The organism is Embleya sp. NPDC059237 (assembly GCF_042754105.1).
Classification (GTDB): Bacteria; Actinomycetota; Actinomycetes; order Streptomycetales; family Streptomycetaceae; genus Embleya.
In genome coordinates, this window is sequence record NZ_JBHZAE010000013.1 from 134,092 (window position 1) to 152,227 (window position 18,136).

At 70.7% G+C, this 18,136-nt stretch carries 17 protein-coding genes; 11 read left to right on the top strand and 6 right to left on the bottom strand.

Annotated features, from left to right (window positions below):
• Positions 1-37: 37 nt before the first annotated feature.
• Complete coding sequence (locus tag ACFXKZ_RS34370) at positions 38-526, top strand: DUF6314 family protein (RefSeq protein WP_380005787.1); 489 nt, start codon at positions 38-40, stop codon at positions 524-526.
• 121 nt (positions 527-647) lie between these two features.
• Here the strand turns inward: ACFXKZ_RS34370 and ACFXKZ_RS34375 are convergent, their stop codons facing one another.
• Together ACFXKZ_RS34375 and ACFXKZ_RS34380 are read right to left on the bottom strand one after the other, a co-directional pair.
• Positions 648-1,502, bottom strand: a complete 855-nt coding sequence (locus ACFXKZ_RS34375; RefSeq protein WP_380005789.1) for an NAD-dependent epimerase/dehydratase family protein — start codon at positions 1,500-1,502, stop codon at positions 648-650.
• Positions 1,503-1,576: 74 nt separating this feature from the next.
• Entirely contained in the window at positions 1,577-1,981 is a 405-nt protein-coding gene (locus ACFXKZ_RS34380; protein WP_380005791.1) for a cupin domain-containing protein, read from the bottom strand.
• Between the two features lie 92 nt (positions 1,982-2,073).
• On the opposite strand from ACFXKZ_RS34380, the gene ACFXKZ_RS34385 reads away from it, so the two are divergent.
• The 4 genes from ACFXKZ_RS34385 to ACFXKZ_RS34400 all read left to right on the top strand — a co-directional run bounded on the left by ACFXKZ_RS34385 (position 2,074) and on the right by ACFXKZ_RS34400 (position 6,245).
• Entirely contained in the window at positions 2,074-2,841 is a 768-nt protein-coding gene (locus tag ACFXKZ_RS34385; protein ID WP_380005793.1) for a hypothetical protein, read from the top strand.
• Between the two features lie 76 nt (positions 2,842-2,917).
• Positions 2,918-3,664, top strand: a complete 747-nt coding sequence (locus ACFXKZ_RS34390) for a (5-formylfuran-3-yl)methyl phosphate synthase (protein WP_380005795.1) — start codon at positions 2,918-2,920, stop codon at positions 3,662-3,664.
• Between the two features lie 8 nt (positions 3,665-3,672).
• On the top strand, positions 3,673-5,160 hold the full coding sequence (locus ACFXKZ_RS34395) for an aldehyde dehydrogenase family protein (RefSeq protein WP_380005797.1): 1,488 nt from the start codon (positions 3,673-3,675) through the stop codon (positions 5,158-5,160).
• A complete protein-coding gene (locus ACFXKZ_RS34400) occupies positions 5,157-6,245 on the top strand; it encodes an NAD(P)-dependent alcohol dehydrogenase (RefSeq protein WP_380005799.1) in 1,089 nt (362 codons plus the stop codon). Before ACFXKZ_RS34395 ends, ACFXKZ_RS34400 begins: the two co-directional genes overlap by 4 nt.
• A 52-nt stretch (positions 6,246-6,297) precedes the next feature.
• On the opposite strand, the gene ACFXKZ_RS34405 is transcribed toward ACFXKZ_RS34400, so the two are convergent.
• Positions 6,298-7,203: a class I SAM-dependent methyltransferase gene (locus ACFXKZ_RS34405; RefSeq protein WP_380005801.1), complete on the bottom strand. Its 906-nt coding sequence runs from the start codon at positions 7,201-7,203 to the stop codon at positions 6,298-6,300.
• A gap of 538 nt (positions 7,204-7,741) precedes the next feature.
• On the opposite strand from ACFXKZ_RS34405, the gene ACFXKZ_RS34410 reads away from it, so the two are divergent.
• The 5 genes from ACFXKZ_RS34410 to ACFXKZ_RS34430 all read left to right on the top strand — a co-directional run bounded on the left by ACFXKZ_RS34410 (position 7,742) and on the right by ACFXKZ_RS34430 (position 14,010).
• Positions 7,742-8,191, top strand: a complete 450-nt coding sequence (locus ACFXKZ_RS34410; RefSeq protein ID WP_380005803.1) for a hypothetical protein — start codon at positions 7,742-7,744, stop codon at positions 8,189-8,191.
• A gap of 1,405 nt (positions 8,192-9,596) precedes the next feature.
• A complete protein-coding gene (locus tag ACFXKZ_RS34415; RefSeq protein WP_380005805.1) occupies positions 9,597-10,247 on the top strand; it encodes a hypothetical protein in 651 nt (216 codons plus the stop codon).
• A gap of 153 nt (positions 10,248-10,400) precedes the next feature.
• Positions 10,401-11,477 (top strand): thiamine pyrophosphate-binding protein, encoded by a 1,077-nt coding sequence (locus ACFXKZ_RS34420; protein WP_380005807.1) that lies wholly within the window; start codon positions 10,401-10,403, stop codon positions 11,475-11,477.
• Entirely contained in the window at positions 11,478-12,017 is a 540-nt protein-coding gene (locus ACFXKZ_RS34425) for a thiamine pyrophosphate-dependent enzyme (protein ID WP_380005809.1), read from the top strand.
• A gap of 1,252 nt (positions 12,018-13,269) precedes the next feature.
• A complete protein-coding gene (locus ACFXKZ_RS34430; RefSeq protein WP_380005811.1) occupies positions 13,270-14,010 on the top strand; it encodes a class I SAM-dependent methyltransferase in 741 nt (246 codons plus the stop codon).
• 186 nt (positions 14,011-14,196) lie between these two features.
• Here the strand turns inward: ACFXKZ_RS34430 and ACFXKZ_RS34435 are convergent, their stop codons facing one another.
• The 3 genes from ACFXKZ_RS34435 to ACFXKZ_RS34445 all read right to left on the bottom strand — a co-directional run bounded on the left by ACFXKZ_RS34435 (position 14,197) and on the right by ACFXKZ_RS34445 (position 17,624).
• Positions 14,197-15,621: an alpha/beta fold hydrolase gene (locus ACFXKZ_RS34435; protein ID WP_380005813.1), complete on the bottom strand. Its 1,425-nt coding sequence runs from the start codon at positions 15,619-15,621 to the stop codon at positions 14,197-14,199.
• 314 nt (positions 15,622-15,935) lie between these two features.
• Entirely contained in the window at positions 15,936-16,151 is a 216-nt protein-coding gene (locus ACFXKZ_RS34440) for a hypothetical protein (protein ID WP_380005815.1), read from the bottom strand.
• 657 nt (positions 16,152-16,808) lie between these two features.
• Positions 16,809-17,624, bottom strand: coding sequence for a helix-turn-helix domain-containing protein (locus ACFXKZ_RS34445; protein ID WP_380005817.1), 816 nt, complete (start codon positions 17,622-17,624; stop codon positions 16,809-16,811).
• Positions 17,625-17,751: 127 nt separating this feature from the next.
• Here ACFXKZ_RS34445 and ACFXKZ_RS34450 point away from each other — a divergent pair, with 127 nt between their 5' ends.
• The gene (locus ACFXKZ_RS34450; protein ID WP_380005819.1) at positions 17,752-18,114 is read left to right on the top strand and encodes a VOC family protein; all 363 of its coding nucleotides are present in this window, start codon (positions 17,752-17,754) and stop codon (positions 18,112-18,114) included.
• The last annotated feature ends 22 nt before the right edge of the window (positions 18,115-18,136 follow it).

Below are 18,136 nucleotides of genomic sequence, written 5' to 3' on the forward strand. Positions count from 1 at the left end.
CCGCTCGGGGTCGAAGCGGATGACGGATCATGGACGCATGTGTTCCGTCCCCGATGCCGTCGCCTATCTCGTCGGCCGCTGGTCCATCGACCGCACCGTAATCGACGAACTCTCCGGCGCCCGGGGCTCCTTCATCGGCACCGCGGAGTTTCGGCGCGTCGGCGACGAGCTGCTCGAAGAGGAGTCCGGCGAGTTCGAGTGGGGTGGCGTGACCAACCCGGCGAGCCGCGGTCACCGGCTTGTGCCGCGCGCCGACGGCACCGCCGACGTACTCTTCGCCGACGGCAGGCCGTTCCACGACCTCGACCTGCGTACCGGCCGCTGGAGTACCCGCCACCCCTGCGCAGCGGACTTCTACGACGGGGAGTTCACCGTCGTGTCCCAGGACGAATGGCACCTGCGGTGGCGGGTCTCGGGCCCGGCGAAGACGCAATTGCTGACCTCCGTCTACCGACGGATCCCCCCGGCCGGCCGGGACGCCGGCACGCCGGGACGAAGTCGCCCCGACGGTGCCGCTATCGGGTGAAGGACGGTTCGAGGACGGACACGATCACCACGCTGCTCCCGGGTGGTCGGGGCGCACGGTCCGGACATCGATACCCCGGCTCGTTACCTCGCGCCGCGATCATGCGCGTGCCCTCGCCGACTCACAGGGTGTCGAACCCCGACCGCCAGGACGGATGGGTCGGGATCCAGCCCCGGTGCTTGCGGGCGAGGTGGTTGTCCGCGCCTCGGGCCCAGGCGGCGTGCGGCACACCGGCCGCTGCGGCGGGCGATGGCGCGCCCACTGCCCGAGCGAACGCCGGCACCCATTCGTCGGCGGTCGCCGGCTGGTCGTCGACCACGTTGACCACGCCGCTCGGCCAGTGCAACGCGGCCGCCGCCGCGGCGGCGGCATCGTCGACGTGGACAAAACTCGAGACGTCCGGGCCGCCGGGCAACCGGCCCGCCCGCGCGTCGGCCGCCTTGGTCCCGTCAGCCGCGAACCACGTACCCGGGCCGTAGAGCAGGCCGTAGCGCAGCACCACCCACTCGGGGAGTTCGCGGACCGCTCGTTCCAGGGCGATCACCCCTTCGATCGTGCCGCGTCGCGGTTCGACGCTCGTGTCGTCCAGCGGCGTCGTCTCGTCGGCGGGCTCGTCTCCCGCCTCGTACACCCACGCGATGCTCTGCGCCACGATGCGCCGAACTCCCGCCGCCTGTGCGGCATCGACGAGATTGCGGGTGCCGATCATGCGCATCCTCGCGTTGGCCGCGAGGTCGACCGCGGACAGATCGGTGAGTTGATGCATCACGACGTCGGGCTCGGCCCGCCCCACCACGCGGGTGAGCGCCTCGCGATCGAAGACGTCCGCAAACGCGACCTCGGCGCCGTGTGCCCGCAGATCGGCCGCGGCCTCCGGGCGGCGCGTCAGCGCGGTGACCCGGTGGTCCGCGCCGACGAGCGCGGGGACGACCCGGCTGCCCAGGACGCCGGTCGAGCCGGCAACGAGAATATGCATGTTCGGAACTTCGGCTTTCTGTCGGGGGGACGGGCCGAGGCTTCGGCGACCCGGCCGGTGTACGGGTTCGGCGGTTACTTCGTCGGTCGAGGCACCCGGCGATCCTGCCGCGCGAGCAGTTCCGCCGCCTCGACGAGGGTGAGCATGGGTTCGCCGGGGACGCCGACCATGACCACCACGAACCGGCTCCACGCGTCGGTGAGATTGTTGCCCGCCTGGTAGTGGATGACGTCGCCGCCCGGCTCCCAGAACGCCTCGCCGGCGCGAATGACCCGCTCGGGTTCGCCTTCGAGCTCGAACACCATCTCGCCTTCGAGCATGTAACCGAAGACCGGACCCGAGTGCCGATGCGGCGGCGTACCCGCGTCGCCGGGCGGCAACTCGACCGTCATGGTCATCACTTCGGCGGACGCGGGCAAAAACGGCGGAGTCTGGTGGAGAAGGGTGGTCAGTACGGTCCCACCGCGTTTTTCGATCATGACCGCAACGGTAGGCGTGGTCCGGTCCACACGAATGGTCCACTCGGAGTCGAATCCGGTGGACCGGTTACCCGGCGCGCCGCGGGTTCACGATGAGAAGGCGGCGCACCGGACGCTTCACCGGCGTCGGAATATCCATCGCGGTGGCGGTCGCGGGTCTGACCGCACTGCCGGCCGTCGGCACCGCGCAGGCCGCACCCGGGACACCGGGTGTACCGCAGGCACCCGCGGCGATCTTCGCCGAGGGCTTCGAGAACGGCCAGGGTGCGACGCCGACCCTGCTCACGAACTACACCGGCGCTCCGCCGGTGGGCGAGACGTACACCGCCGATCCGGCCTGGTTGACCGCGTGCAACGGCTGGGTCACGTCGCCGGCCGCGTCGACCACGCCGCCGGTCGGCAGCGGGTGTGTCCCGGGCGATTGGGCCCAGGTCAAAAACCTCGCGGGCGTACTCGGTCAGTGGTCGGGCGGTTCCTCGACCACAAACCACGCCGTGACGGCGTACACCGCGGGCAATCCCGGTGCCGACAAGGTGCAGTTGGCAACGGTGACGCCGATTCCGTTGCCCGCCGGTCGGCGCTTCATCGCGTTCTCGGTCGACGTCGGCGGGACGCGCCGGCGTCCGCGACGTAGGCGTCGACGAAGAGGAGTTGCCGGTTTCCGTGCACTTCGACGATCGATTCGGCGCTCCGGCCGGTGGGGGCGCGTCCGCCGGCCACCGGGTGGCGCGCGGTCACAACGGCGGTCGTTCGTCCGGGATTTGCTCGCGCCCGCGTGGGCGGCGCGTGCGGGGGCGCGCACCCGTGTGGTGATCTGTGTGCGCTTCGTGCGCCCTACCGGAGTCGTCGAGTCGTCGTGATGATGAGCGAACCACAGGTGGCCCAGGCGACTCCGCATCGGCTCATGACGAGCATGCGGGGCGGAAGGAGTCCGCGTTGTTGCTTCTCATCTCTCCCGACAGTGTCGAGGAAGCCCTGGATTGCGCGAAGGCGGCGGCACATCTCGACATCGTCGACGTCAAGAAGCCCGACGAGGGATCGCTCGGCGCGAACTACCCCTGGGTGATTCGGGAGATCCGCGAAGTGGTCCCGGCGGACAAGCCGGTTTCCGCCACGGTGGGCGACGTCCCGTACAAACCGGGGACCGTGGCCCAGGCCGCGTTGGGCGCGGTCGTCTCGGGGGCCGGCTACATCAAGGTCGGTCTGTACGGATGTACGACGCCCGAACAGGCCGTCGAGGTCATGCGAGGGGTCGTTCGGGCGGTGAAGGACTACCGCCCGGATGCGTTGGTCGTCGCCTCCGGCTATGCCGACGCCCATCGGATCGGGTGCGTGAATCCGCTCGCGCTCCCCGACATCGCGCATCGCTCCGGCTCCGACGCGGCCATGCTCGACACCGCGATCAAGGACGGGACACGGCTGTTCGACCACGTTCCACCCGATGCCTGTGCGGAGTTCGTCCGGTTGGCCCACCAGGCCGATCTGCTCGCCGCCCTCGCGGGCAGCATCAAGGTCGGCGACCTCCGCGAACTCACCGCCATGCATACGGACATCGTGGGCGTGCGCGGGGCGGTCTGTGCGGGCGGTGACCGTGACAGGGGGCGGATCGAGGGGCGATTGGTGGCCGACTTCCGCGCGGAGATGGATCGGCATGCCCGGGCGCACACCACCGGTACGGGCTGAGCGCCGTCGTGACGATCGAGGTATCGCGCGAGGTGTCCGAGTCCGGCGACAGACGCTTCCCCGTCGTGGACCCGGCGACGGGTGAACCCTTCGACGAGGCGCGGGATCGGCGGTCGCGGGAACTGGACGCCGTCGTCGTACGGGCCCACCATGCCTGGCGCACCTGGCGAGCCGACTCGGCCGCGCGGAGCGCCGCGCTGCTCGCGGCGGCGGACGCGGTGGCGGCGGCCGCGGGCGACCTCGCGCCGCTGCTGACCCGGGAGCAGGGCAAGCCGCTGGCCGAGTCGCACGCGGAGGTCGCGCGCACGGCGGCGCGGTTGCGGTATTTCGCCGCGCTGGATCCGGGCGTGCACCCGATCGTCGACGGCCGACCGGTGCGCAGCGAGGTCCGCTGGCGCTCGCTCGGTCCCGTGGCCGCGATCGTCCCGTGGAACTTTCCGCTCCAACTCGCATCGGCGAAGTTCGCGCCCGCGCTCGCGGCGGGCAACACCGTGGTGCTCAAGCCCTCCCCGTTCACTCCCCTGGCGACGCAGCTGCTGGGGTCGGTCGTCTCGTCCGTCCTGCCCGAGCACGTCCTGACGGTGGTCACGGGCCGAGAGCCGCTCGGCGCGTGCCTCGCGTCCCATGCGGGAATCCGACACGTGACGTTCACCGGTTCGGTTCCCACCGGGCGGGCCGTCGCACGCGGTGCGGGCGCTTCGTTGGCGCGCGTGACCCTGGAGTTGGGCGGCAACGACGCCGCCGTGCTGCTCGACGACGTGGATGTGGACGGCATCGCGGATCGGCTGTTCCAGGCCGCGTTTCGCAACTGCGGGCAGGTCTGCATGGCGATCAAACGGGTGTACGCCCCGGCCCGACTGTACGCGCGGGTGGTCGAGGCCCTCGCGGAGCGCGCGAGGGCGGTGGTGGTCGGCCCCGGGCTCGATCCCGGTTCCCGGATGGGGCCGGTCAACAACCTTCCCCAACTGGCACGGGTCGAGCGGTACACCGCGCGGGCGCTGGCCGATGGCGCGCGAGCGGCGGCGGGCGGTCGGCGGCTCGACCGGCCGGGCTACTTCTTCGCACCGACGATCCTGGCCGATGTCCCGCCCGACAGCCCGGTGGTGACGGAAGAACAGTTCGGCCCGGTCCTGCCGGTGTTGGCGTACGACAACCTCGACGAGGCCGTGGCGGCGGCCAACGGCACCGGCTTCGGGCTCGGCGGCTCGGTGTGGGGAACCGATCTCGACCGGGCGGAGGCGGTCGCGGAGCGGCTGGAGTGCGGGACGGCGTGGATCAATCACCACGCCGAGTTGTCCCTCGCGCAACCCTTCGCGGGGGTGAAGGACAGCGGCGTCGGCGTCGCAGGCGGTCCCTGGGGGCTGTACGGGAACCTCAGACCGTTCGTGGTGCACCGCCCCGGGGCGAGCGCGGAGCCGGCGACCGAGCAGCCACGGGACCGGGAGCCGGATGGCCGCCGACCGGACGCGGATCCGCCGTCGAGGGAGCGGCCGTGAGATTCGACGCCGCGGTACTGCGCTCCTACGACGGCCGGTTCGTCGTCGAGACGGTGAATTTGGACGGCGGTCCGGGGCCCGGTGAGGTACTGGTCGAGATCGCGGGCTGCGGAATGTGCCGGACCGATCTCGCGGTGCGGCACTCCGCCGGCCGTTCACCGCTCCCGGCCGTGCTCGGCCACGAAGGGGCGGGAGTCGTGCTGGAGACGGGCGGCCCGGACACCGGATCGCAGGTCGGCGACCATGTCGTGCTGAGCTTCGACTCCTGCGGGCACTGCCGGAGTTGCCTGGGCGCGTCCCCGGCCTACTGCGACTCCTTCGCCTCACTCAACCTCTACGGCGGCCGATCACACAACGCGGCCCGCTTCACCGACGCGGCCGGGGAGCAGTTGGCGCCGCGATGGTTCGGCCAGTCCGCGTTCGCCGCCTACGCGATGGTCTCGGCCCGAAACGCGGTCGGGGTCGACCCGGCCCTGCCCATCGAACTGCTCGGACCACTCGGCTGCGGATTCCTCACGGGCGCCGGCGCGGTGCTGAACTCGTTCGGGATCGGCCCCGGCGACACCCTCGCGGTCTTCGGCGCGGGAGCGGTGGGCCTGGCCGCGACCATGGCGGCCGTCGCCGCCGGAGCGTTGGTCGTGGCGGTCGATCGTCGTCGCGAACGGCTGGGAATGGCCGAGCGGTTCGGCGCGATCCCGTTGCCCGCCGCGACAACCGGACTGGCCGATCGCATCCGGCGACTGACCGACGGCGGCGCCCGCTACGCGCTGGACACCACGGGCTCCGAGCGGTTGATCAACGACGCGTTGGAGGCACTGCGCCCCACCGGCCGGCTCGGCTTGGTGGCCCGCCTGCACACCGCGTTGTCGCTCGCGCCGGGATCACTCGACCGTGGCCGAGGGATCGTCCACATCTGCGAGGGCGACGCGGTCCCCGCACTGCTCATTCCTCGACTGACGGCGCTGTGGCGGGCCGGGCTGTTCCCCTTCGACCAGCTGATCCGCACCTACCCGCTCACCGACATCAACGACGCCGAACGGGACTGCGACGCGGGCCTGGTGGTGAAACCCGTCCTGATCCCGTAGGGCGCGGGCGAGCAGGGATCGGCCCACGGTCGGGCGACGACGAACGAACCGCTCATCGTGCGGGCTTGCTCGCGAACACCCAGCGATTGCCCGCCAGCGCGTCGTTGTGTTCGGGCAACGGGCCGCGCCCGTGCCGACGGGTGAAGTCGAACGGGGTGTGGATCGAGGTGGACCAGCCCTTGCCGGCCAACTCGCCCGCGGAATCGGGTCGCGCGCCGTGGGCGAACAACGCGAGCAGGTCGATGCCGATCTGATGCTTCGTCGAGGTGTAGATCGGACTGTCCCGGTACTCCCACAGATCCTTCTCCAGCTTGACCTCGAACGCGAGTGCGCTGCCTCCGGTGCTCAACCGATCCACCGTGTCGATGAGATACGTCTCGGCGAGGCGGGGCAGGTAGAACAACAGCCCTTCGGCCAGCCAGACGCTGGGAGCGCCCGGCTGGAACCCGGCATCGGTCAACGCACCGACCCAGTCACCGCGCAGATCGATCGGGATCGGTACACGGGCCGACTTCGGCACGGCGGACAAACCGTCGAGCACGTCGTGCTTGAATGCCAGTACGCCCTCCCGGTCGACCTCGAAGATCACACAGTCGGACGGCCATTCGAGGCGAAACGCACGAGCATCCAACCCCGCCCCGAGCAGCACCACCTGGCGCGCTCCGGCATGCACCGACCGAAGGAGGAAGTCGTCCAAGACCCGCGTCCGCAGACCGAAGTAGCGTGCGAAGCGCCCCCACAGGGGGTTCTCGTCCCCATCCGGGACCTGCTCCATGCGCACCGGCCATCCGGCGGACGCCGGGGCGGCCCGCACGAAGTGCTCCGCGTAGACGTCCCGCGCCAGGCTGTCGCGGCGTCGGGTCTCGATCGCCCGCGCCGCGGCGACCATCAGGGCGGTCAGCCCGACGCCTCCTCCCACACCCTCCGCGTGGACGTCCCGACGCACAACGCCGACCATGAGTCCCCCTGAGACGAGCCGTGACCGCGAATGACAAGGACGACGGCCCCGAACCACCGATGCCGAACCGCATCCGAGCACGGAGGCGGACGTCGTCTTCGCATCCACCATCGCGCCGCGCTCCCGCAGCCGCGCCAAAATCGCCCCGATTCCCCCGTTGGAGTGAATTCTTGCTGACGGACGGTCCGGGTCGGGTCGGCTGTCTTACCGAGCCGTCTTCCAGAACGAGAAGGTCCCGGTCGTGGAGTTCCGCGACATCCCCGGCACACGTGATGTTCGCGGAAGTCGAATAGCCGCCGGATCACGGCACGCACACCCCACACGTTCGGGCGTGGCCCGACACCGAGCCCTCGGTCGAAATCGCGCCATGCGTCCAGGGCGATCCACCACCCACACACCGCTCCTCGCCCGGTCTCCGGATCCGTACAGCACTCGATCGGCGGATGGCACAAAGCCGCACACCGGGACCACAGTTCCCGAAGGGCCCGCACCGTAGCGGACGGGCCGCCGTCGGAAGGACAGGGCAGTGGAATCGCATATGAACGTCGACCTGATTCGACCCCGCCCCCGTCGACACGTCCCGGGACGTCGCCTGCCGGTTGTACTGCTCGCCGGCCTCGGACTGGCCGTGTCGACCGTTGCGGGCACGTGGGCATCGCCCGCCGCAGCCGCCGCGCCGTCGATCGCCCCCGCGATCCGAGCCGGCGTCTGTGACCCGGGCCACGTCTGCATCTACAAGGGCGACATCTGGGACGACACACCCAATCACCCCAAGGTGTACGACTTCTACCGCTACGGCACCTACAACGTGGCCGGCCTCGTCGGCGACTACACCGTGTTGAACTGCCAGACCGGCGGCGCGGGAATCAAGGGGTATACCGGGCGCAACGGCACCGGCAAGGTCGACTGGGACCTCGACATCAACAACTGCAACTCCGGCCTGTGGACCAGCCTCACCAAGACCAACTCCGTACGCTTGTACGCCTGAACACCCGCCCACCCCCGCGGGCGCGACAGCGGCAGGTCGGCGGCGCCGCAGTGGGTCGTAGTGCCGGGTCCCGTTTGTCGCGGCGGCGCGCCCGATCCGGTTCGGGCAGGCGGGCAGGCAGGCAGGCGGGCGGGCGTCGGAACGGGTGACCCGTGCTGGGGGCCGGTGATCGGCATGCCCTTCCAGATCGTGAATCCGCGGTGTTCGCCGAGGGGTCGCGGGTCGCTGTCGTAGGAGGTTCCGCCCAAACGGGTCACCGATGCCGGGGTACGACGCGGGCTGCCGGCGGTCACGCACCCGCCGACGCTCGCGCTCGGTGGCGAGACGCCTCTTGGAGATCCTGTTCTGACGTGCCGTCATACCGTATCGGCGCGATGGCGCCCGTGGCCGACCACCGTCCGGACGCGGGCATCCGTCAGGGCCCGCACGAGTCGGCGGCGGGGATACTCCGGCGAGGGCGTCCGGTGTCCGCTCGGCCTGTCGGGCGGCTCGCCGAATCCCTGCACCGATTTCGGCGATCGATGCTTCTTTTTCCGACAATGGCCGAAAACGATGAAGATCGCGCCTCCCGTCGACAACGCGGGTTATTTCTCGCCTCTACTTTCTCTCGGGTTGCGAGCGGGCGGTAATCGATCAATGGATTCGGGCCATTGATCGATTCGAAGAATGCTCCCCAAAATCGCCCGAGCACCGAAGAGGGCGCGGCATCGACTCCGGGACGGGGTTCGCATCCGATGGATTCCTCGCCCCCGTACGAACCGACGGGGATCGAGGAAATGGGTCCGACCGGGCCTGATCAAGCCCGGGTCGAGGCTGGGCACAACACGGCAGCCGCGCCGCGGCCGTGGCATCTGCACCCACGCCCTCACCGTCCCGGGCACGCGTCGTGATCGTCGAAGGCGTCGCACCGGGCGAGCCGTCGCGATGCCTTCCGGGAAAACCGGAATGGTCGACGGATGTTCATTCACCACGCGAAGGAATTTATTTCGATCCGGCCCTCTCGATCCGATTGGCCCCGGTCGAGTCGGGTAGCGATCCGGCGAAGGTTTCCATCGGCTCGTGAATCCCCACACATCCGATTCGGCGGGCTCCTTCGATTTCGAGATCTTCGACAGCGGGACACGAATGGTCCCGGTCGAGTGCGATCGGGAGCCGCACGGCTCGGCCGTCCCACGACCGTGGGACGACGCATCGCTGTCGCGTCGGGCAACGCGGCCACCGATCCCCTTCGGGCCGAGAGGCGTACGAACCCTCCCCGCGCGGTCGTGCGACGGCGTCGAACACGGCGCGAGGGCGCGCGGGCGCTGCCCACGGCGATCGAAGCCGGGACGTGACCCGGGCGACACACGGACCCGTATCCGAGAGGTCTCGACGGCCCTGTCCACGACACCGAGAAAGGAACATCGTGAAAGCCCAGGAATTGATCGCAAGTATGCGACCCGACGTGGAGCGCTGCATCGCCGACAACGAGACCGTGACACGCGTGCGCGCCCAGGAGGCGGACCGGGACCTGCTGCGCCGGCTGGTCATCGCGGAGTTCAACTGCCAGGAGTCCGAACTGGTCACCTATGGACTGCTGGTCGCCCGACACCACGACCAGACGTCCCTCGACCTGTTCTCCCTCGTCATCCGCACGGTGACCGAGGCGCGCAAACTGCTGAACGAAGCGGCCCGATCGGTGGATCTGGGACCGGAGGACCTGACCCTCGCGGGCGAAGGGCGCCTGGGACGCGCCGTGAGCAGCCTGGTCGCACCGGGCCTGCTCGGCACGCCCGGAGCGGTGGCGCTCTACCTCCACAGCGATCTCGCCGTGTGGTGCGCCCTGTTCGATCGGATCGCGTCCGCGGCGCGCGAGGCGAACAATGTGCCGAAGCCGCTCCTCGAGTACATGGAGTGGTGGGGAAGCGAACCGTCCGCGGAGTTCGTCGACAACACCGTCGAGGTGATCACCCACAGCCTGGCGCATGGTGAGGATCCGGCACGGATGCTCGCCTCGAGCCGGCAACTGGAGTCGATCGTCTCGGACTACTGGGGCTTCGTGAACCACGGCGGCTAGCGCACGGGGAACATCGCCCTCACCATCGTGCCGCCGGGCGCGGGGCGGCGTCCGGCAGCACGGCCTCCCCGCCCGATCGCGGATCGCCGGCCGGCCCCGGCGCGGCGCCGCCCAACGTCACCTCACCTCACCGTGCGAAGGAGCACCCCCGTTATGCCCACCGTCCGCGACGCCGTGCTCGACGTGTTGCGCCTGCATGGGATGAACACGTTCTTCGGCAACCCTGGAAGTACCGAGATCCCGTTCCTCGCCGACCTGCCTTCGGATTTCTCCTACATCCTGGGCCTGAACGAGGTCGTCGCCGCTTCGATGGCCGACGGTCACGCGCGGGCCACCGGTCGGCCCACGCTGGTGAGTCTGCACAGCACGGTGGGCCTGGGCAACGCGATGGGCGCGCTCGTCAACGCCCAGCACGCGCACAGCCCCGTCGTCGCCCTCGTGGGTCAACAGACACGCGCGCTCGTACACTCGCGCGCGGTTCTGACCAACGAACACCCCCACGTCCTGCCGCTGGGCACGGTCAAGTTCGCCGCCGAGCCGGTCCGCGCCGCCCGGGTGCCCGCGGTCCTGAGTCAGGCCATCCACCTGGCCCGACTGTCGCCCGCGGGCCCGGTGTGTGTTTCGGTACCCATGGACGACTGGCACCGGGAGTGCGATCCGCTCGATGCCCGGTACACCCTGCCGCGGCACGTCTTCGCCGACAGCGTCCTGAATCCCTCGGCGTTCGCGCGGCTCCTCGATCGGGTGCGCGCGGCACGCAACCCGGCACTGGTCGTGGGCCCCGCGCTGGACACGGAGGAGGGCTATCGCCACACAACCGCGCTCGCCGAGCGGCTCGGCGCCCCGGTGTGGATCGACTGGCTGCCCGACCGCTGCGGCTTCCCCACCGGCCACCCCGCGTTCCGCGGCACGCTGGGCCCCGACGCGCCTTCCACCGCCGCCCTGTTCACCGGACACGACCTGGTCGTGGCGCTGGGCTGCCGGGTGTTCCGCTACTTCGTCGACGCCCCGGCTCCGCACCTGCCCGCCGGAACCGAACTGGTCTCGGTCACCGCCGATCCCCAGGACGCGGCCACCGCCGTCGTCGGCGACTGCTATCTCGGCGCACCCGCCGCCGCTGCCGAACTCCTCGCCTCCGCGCTGCCGGCCACCGCCCGCGCCGCTCCCGGCGGCCGCGTCCTTCCACTGGCGTACACCGACGCGGCTCCGCGACTCCTCACCGCCGACTAGGTGTTCACGACCCTGGCCGAGGTCGTGCCCCCGGAGAGCGTCATCGTCAACGAGGCGTATCGCCAACAGGAGCAGTTCTGGGCACGCGTGCCCGTGGAGCACCCCGGCGGATACCACCTCGCGGGAGCCGGTGGCCTGGGCTTCGGCATGGCCGGAGCGGTCGGGGTGCAACTGGCCCAGCCTCGGCGACCGGTGATCGCGATCCTGGGTGACGGCGCCATCCAGTACACCGTCCAGGCCCTGTGGAGCGCGGTCCATCACAGGGCCCCGGTCACCGTGGTGGTCCTGAACAACGGGCAATACGCCATCCTCCACGACGTGGAGACCCGGGTGGGTGCGGGTCCGGTACCCGGCCTGCGCCTGCCGGGTCTCGACCCGGTCGCCATCGCACGCGGATACGGCGTCACCGCCACCCGGGTGCACACCACACGTGAACTGCGCGCCGCGCTGACCTCGGCCGTCGAATCCCCCGAACCGCACCTGATCGACGTCGCCTTCGTCGACGATCCGACCCCCGACCCGCCGCGACGAACGGGGTGATGATCAAGACCGCTCGACCGGTCCGAACGGCCTCGTCCCCTCGACCCGCACGGCCGGCACGACCACGCGCCGCCGCCCTACCGCGCGTCCACGGGTCTCCCGACGGTGCATGCCCCGACCGCGCCGATCGGCGAGATCGCCGCGTGCCTCCGCTCGCGCCGCCCCTACGGCCAGACGACTGCGCCGTCACGCACAACCAGCGGCTCGGCCTGCCGCGATTCATGGAACCGGGTCCACCCCAGATCGACACCGCCGTCGATGCGGAGATGACGATCACCGGCCCTGGCCGCCGGCCAACCGAGCAACTCGCCCAGGAGATCGAACTCGTCCGGGTGGATCTCCTGCCGACTGGTCGGGGCCCACCTTCCGTCCCGCCGCCGAAGCAGAACCGACACAAGCGCACCGCCTGCCTTGTACGCCTCACCGTGACGGCCCAGCAAAGGCCGGGCCGGTCCTCGAAGACAGGCGCGCCGTCATCACCCTCGTACACGTACGGAAACCCGGTCACGATGTGAAGCATCTCCGGCTTCGGACCGAGCCCCACGTGCCATCGGAGCTCGGTGAGCTCGTCCTCGGACAGTTCATCGCGCAGGTCCACGGCGAGCACGAGCTCGAAAATGTCGGCCATGGACGCACACGCCAGCGTCCGCGTGCGACCCCCACCGGCGTCATTCCCCGTTCGCGAACACGACCCGGCGGCGCAGTTCGGCCATGTCCGGTTTTCCGGTGGGAGTGAGCGGCAGTTCGGAGGTCAAGCCGCCCCACGGCCACGCGTCGGTCGACATCCTGCGCCGGCGGGCGGCAGGCCCCGACAGCCCGCACCCCGGCGGGCCCGGCACCCGAACGGGCATTCTCGTCCGGCACCTGCTGCAACGCCACCAGGCGCTGTGTGTACAGCGCTACATGGCCAACCCCGGCCGCGATCTGCGGATCATGGTGGTCGGATCGCGGGTCGTGGCCTGCTATTACCATATGAACACCGCGCCTGACGGCAACACCCATCACCCGCTCCATCCACATGGCTGGACGGCAGCCGAACTCCTCCCCCGGGCAGAAGAGTTGGCGCTTCTGGCGACCGGGGTCCTCGGTCTCTGCTCGAAGGTCCGGACGGTCCCGTGGGTCACACCCCGTGTCCTGTGGCCGGCACACGGCGTCGAACGTGGTGTGAAGGATCCGGTCGGGTGGTTTGGGTCGGTGCGCGTGCCGGTACGGAGGCTGTACGCACTGCCACGAACACGGGAGAGACCTGCCGATGGGCACTTCGGAACGCTACATGCGCGCGTGGGAGGGGTTCTGGGCCGAGAACACGGGCGAGCCGGGTGCGGCGTTCTGGGACGCGGACGCGGCGCTGACGGCGGCTCCGCACACCGAGTTGCTCGCGGCCCACGCCGATCCGACGCTGCCGATCGTCGACCTCGGCTGCGGCAACGGCACCCAAACCCGGTACCTGGCCGGGCAATTCCCTCGCGCGGTGGGCGTGGACCTGTCTCCCTCGGCCGTGGCACACGCCCGGCGCGCGGACCGCGACGCGGTGGCCGAGTTCGAACAACTGGATCTCACCGACCTGGCAGAGGTGCGGGGGCTCGGCGACCGGCTCGGCGAGGCGAACGTCTACCTGCGGGCCGTGCTCCACCAGAGCGATCCGGCCGATCGGGCACCCGTCGCGGCCGCCGTCGCCCTGCTGCTCGGTAGGCGCGGACGGGGCTTCGTGATCGAGCCGACCGCCGCCGCGAAGGAGGTGCTCCGGCAGGTCGCCGAACGGCCCGGTGGAACACCGGAGAAGCTGCGCCAGGTCCGCAAGCACAACCTGCGCCCCGCCGAGGTCGCGCCGGGGGAATTGCCCGACCTGCTGCGCGGCGCCGGACTGGAGATCCTCGACCAGGGCCGGACCGACCTCGTGATGAGCGAGCGCCATCCGGACCTCAGCCCCGTCACGCTTCCCGCCGACTGGTTCGTGGTCGCCGTGACCGAGGACGGCCGACCGGTCGGCTGAACGAAAGCCGGCGGCCTCCGCGCCGGCCGAGGCGCATCTCCCCGCGGACACGTTGCGGGTGGGGTGCGCGGGGCGATGCCTCGGTCTTCGGTCAGCCGGGGAGGATCTCGCGGTCGGGGGCGGGAAGCCAGCCGAGCCAGGCGTCCAGCGGTGCGTCGCCACCGGCGGCGGTCCCCACGAACCTTCTCAGCTCCGCCTCTCCGAGGTGTGTGGCGTGATCTCCTCGACTGTCTCGGGGCTCATGCCGTCCGCCGCGTCGAATCCGGCGGCCTCCACCGGGCCGATGCCCACGCTGACGCACAGTGCGTCGACCCGGTCGCCCGACAGCACCGCGGCGGCCAGTGCGTGGAGCCCGCCGCCCGAGACGCCCATGACCGCGAATCGGCCGATGCCGCACGCGTCGGCGACCCGTTCCGTCCATCGGGCGGCGTCGCCCACCGTGCGCCCCGGTCGGCCGTCGGAGCGGGCGCACCCCGGGCGGTCGAAGGCCACCACCCGTACGCCGGCACGGTTCGGCCCCTGCCATCCGCCGGGAACGGCAGCGCTGCTGCGCGGCGTTCCGTGGTGGTGGATGACCGTCGGCCCCGAACGCGGACCCCATTCCCGGATCAGCAGCCTGCCGCCACCACCGATGCCGCTGCTCCGTTCGCGGCATGGCGGCACGGGGCGGGCAGTGGATGCGGACTCCGGCGTCTCGGCTGCCGCGTTCATCGGTTCGCCACCCGGAGCTCGGGCGCCGCGGTCCGGTGCCACTCGGTGCGCGGTCACGCCCGCCGACCGGCGCAGGTCCGCCAACTGCTCCTGCTCCTCGGCGTAACGCCGCTCCCAGCGCGCCCGTTCGGCGTGCTTCTCGGCCAGATAGGCGCGGTAGTTGCCTCCATAGCGGATGGGGCCGTCCAACGCGGGGTCGAGGTCGATCAGGTCGGTACAGACGGCGTCCAGGAACGCCCGGTCGTGGGTGGCGGTCACCACGGTCCCGGACAGGCCGCGAACCTGCCCCTCGAGGAAGGCCGCGGCATCGTCGTCGAGATGGTTGGTCGGCTCGTCCAACAGCAGTGCGGATGGCCGCCGTATGAGCAGCGTGGCCAGAGCCAATCGGGCGCGCTGCCCGCCGGAGAGCGTGCCGAGCCTGCGGTCGGGCGTGAGGGCGCCCAGGCCCAGGCCCGCCAACATCAGTGCGGCGCGGCGGTCGGCGTCCCAGGACTCCCGATCGCGAGCCTGCTCCAGCCGCTTCCCGTAGGCGTCCAGGAGAGTGTGCCTGCTCGCATCGTCCTCCGCGACGCGGGCCAACTCCTCGCCCAGTCGGTCCAGTTCGGTGAGGTCCTCGCGGGCTTCGCGCAGCGCCTCGTCCAGCACCGCGGCCGGGGTGGAGTCTGCGTCGAAGGGCATCTCCTGCCGGAGGTAGCCGAGATCGCCGGGGCGGGTGACGGTCCCCGAGTCGGCTTCGTCCACACCTGCGAGCACCCGCAGCAGGGTGGACTTGCCGACGCCGTTCTCCCCGATCAGGCCGATGCGCCGGCCCGGGGAGGCGGTGAGGGAGACGCCGTCCAGGACGCGTCGGCCGCCCAGGGAGAGGACGAGATCGTGGGCTAGCAGAGCGGGCTGAGGCATGGTCGTCCGTCCGATGTCGTCGGTGGTCGACCCGCCGGGCATGGCGCCTCCGGCGCGCAAGCGACCTCGGAGACGGGAGTGCGGAGCCTGAACTCCGCCCGGCAGGTGCGGGAAATGGGGTACGACGAAAGCGGCCACGTCGGCGGTGCCTCTGGGGCGCCGGCCGGGGCCGTCACATCCGGATCTCAGCCGGAGATGTCGTCTTCGCCCGCCACGTCTGCAACTCCTCGATGCCTCGAATGCCGATCGCCGGCAGCCTAGCAGCCCACGCCCCCGCTCGAACCGACCGGACACGAACACGCCCTGCCGGGGTACTACCGGTGTACCGCGCCTGGTTGTAGCGGTGGACGCGGGGCGCGGACGGTGTGGTGAATCTGCCGGCCGGCGAAGGGCAGGGTGAGGGCGGTGATCCATTCGCTGTAGCCCATGACACGGCCCACCAACTCGTCGATCCACCGGCCGTCGACGGCGGCTTCGATGATGTCTTCAATCGCACTGTCCTGCACAGGCTCTGACATCACGTCAGTCATCTCTCGGCGTCACTTTCATGATCAAGTTCCATCGTTGGTTTTCACAGTCCCTCGCCCGAAGCGCGATGCCCTACGAGTTCAGGCCGTCATCGCGTGCCGGTCCGTTACCGACAAGGGCCATGTCGGGCCGGACGGGTCCTCGAACCACACGTGGTTGGTCGCCGTCCGGTTCGACGCGCAGGCCGAAGCGTTCCGGCCCGGGGCAGCCCCGGGCAGTCCATCACCGGCCGCGTCTATGTCGTCGCCTACGGATCCGACAGCCTCTCCATCCTCGACATCGACCCCACCACGGGCGCACCCCACCCCCGCCGGCCCGCGACCATCCCCGTCGGACACCAACCGATCGACGTCGCCGTCTGCCCCAACGGTCGCGTGTGCGTGGCCGACCACACCGGCGGCAGCGTCGTCACGGTGCTCGCCAACCCCGCACCGGCCGACCGTGCCGGTGGGCAACGACCCGGCGGATCTGGCCGTGAGTCCCGACGGCGAGCGAGTGCTCGTCGCCCGCCCCGGAGACAAAACACTGCACACCCCGAAGGGCGATGGTCCCGAAGTCGAGGGAACACCGGTGACCATCGCATGTCTCGACGACCGTTGGTCGTACGTGGGCACCCGTACGGACGACGGCAAGGCCGCCGTCGTCCCCATCGACGAACTTCATTCCGGGGCGAGGAGCCGCCGCAGTGCCGTCGGGGTGTGGCCGAGATATTGGCGCATGGTTCGGCAAAGATGGGCCTGGTCGGAAAAGCCCAGGTCGGCGGCGAGGGTGGCGAGGCTTTCCTCACCGGCGTCCAGACGGTCGAGGGCGCGGCCGACACGGACCCGGTTGCGATAGCGGGTCAGCGAGACTCCCAGCTCGCGGGTGAAGGCGCGGCTCAGCCGGTAGGGCGAGGCGCCGAGGAGTTCCGCGAGCGGCAGCAGTCCTTCGGAAGCGGGGTGGGCCTCGCCGATCGCCCGCCGGGCCGCGGCGACGAGCGGCCCCTCGTCCCGGCCGGGGCGCGCGCCGGTCGGGACGGCTCCGTCGACGGCCTGTCCGACGGTGGCGGCGAGCAGTGCGAGAAGTTCCTCCGTCACGGCGTGGTCCACGTCGCCGGTGTGGGCGGAGGCGAGGACGCGACGGTGGGCCAGATCGAGGCGGGCGTCCACGTACACGCTCTGCCGGGCCGGGCGGGCGTCCTCACCGGCCAGGGTCCGCCACAGCGTGGGTGTCAGGCTGATCGAGGTGCACTCGTCGCCCCCTTCGGCCGGGTGTGCGAATCGCTCCTCCTCGCCCGGTACGCCGAGATACGCCACGGTCGGGTCGACCTCGGCCGGGGTGCCGGCCGCCTGCCTCCGGAACCGGCCGCGCCGCACGAGCACCACCCGGTAGTCCGAACGCACCTCCGTCTGTGACCAGCGGGTGTGGTCGTCCCGGCAACTGACGGTGGTGACGCGGAAGTCGGGCCGAGTGGCGAGGACCGTGGTGGTGAGCACTGTCGAACGCTACGTCGGAGGTCCGACAGTCGTCCCGCGCAAGGATCTTCAAGACCGGGAACGGGCGTGCCAGGCAAGCTCGGCGATGTCGTACTCGACGCCGCACCACACTCGAGGAGTCGCCATCATGTCCGTTCTTGCGCAGATCAGCACCGTAGTCATCGATTGTGGTGACCCGATTCGGCTCGCCGAGTTCTACAGCAGGGTCACCGGTTGGGAAATCACCCACAGCGGCGAGGACTTCGCCTCCCTGGCCAACGGGGATCACCCCGGCCTGGCGTTCGTACGCGTCGAGGGTCACCGGGCCCCCGATTGGCCCCACGATGCCAAGCACGCCCACCTCGACCTCACGGTCGTCGACCTGGAAGAGGCGACCGACCGGATCCTCGCCCTCGGAGCGTCGAAGCCCGCGTTCCAACCCGGCAAGGACCAGTGGGTCGTCCTGACCGACCCGGAGGGGCATCCGTTCTGCCTGACCACCGGTTCCTGACAGGTCCCCCTACCGGAGAAAC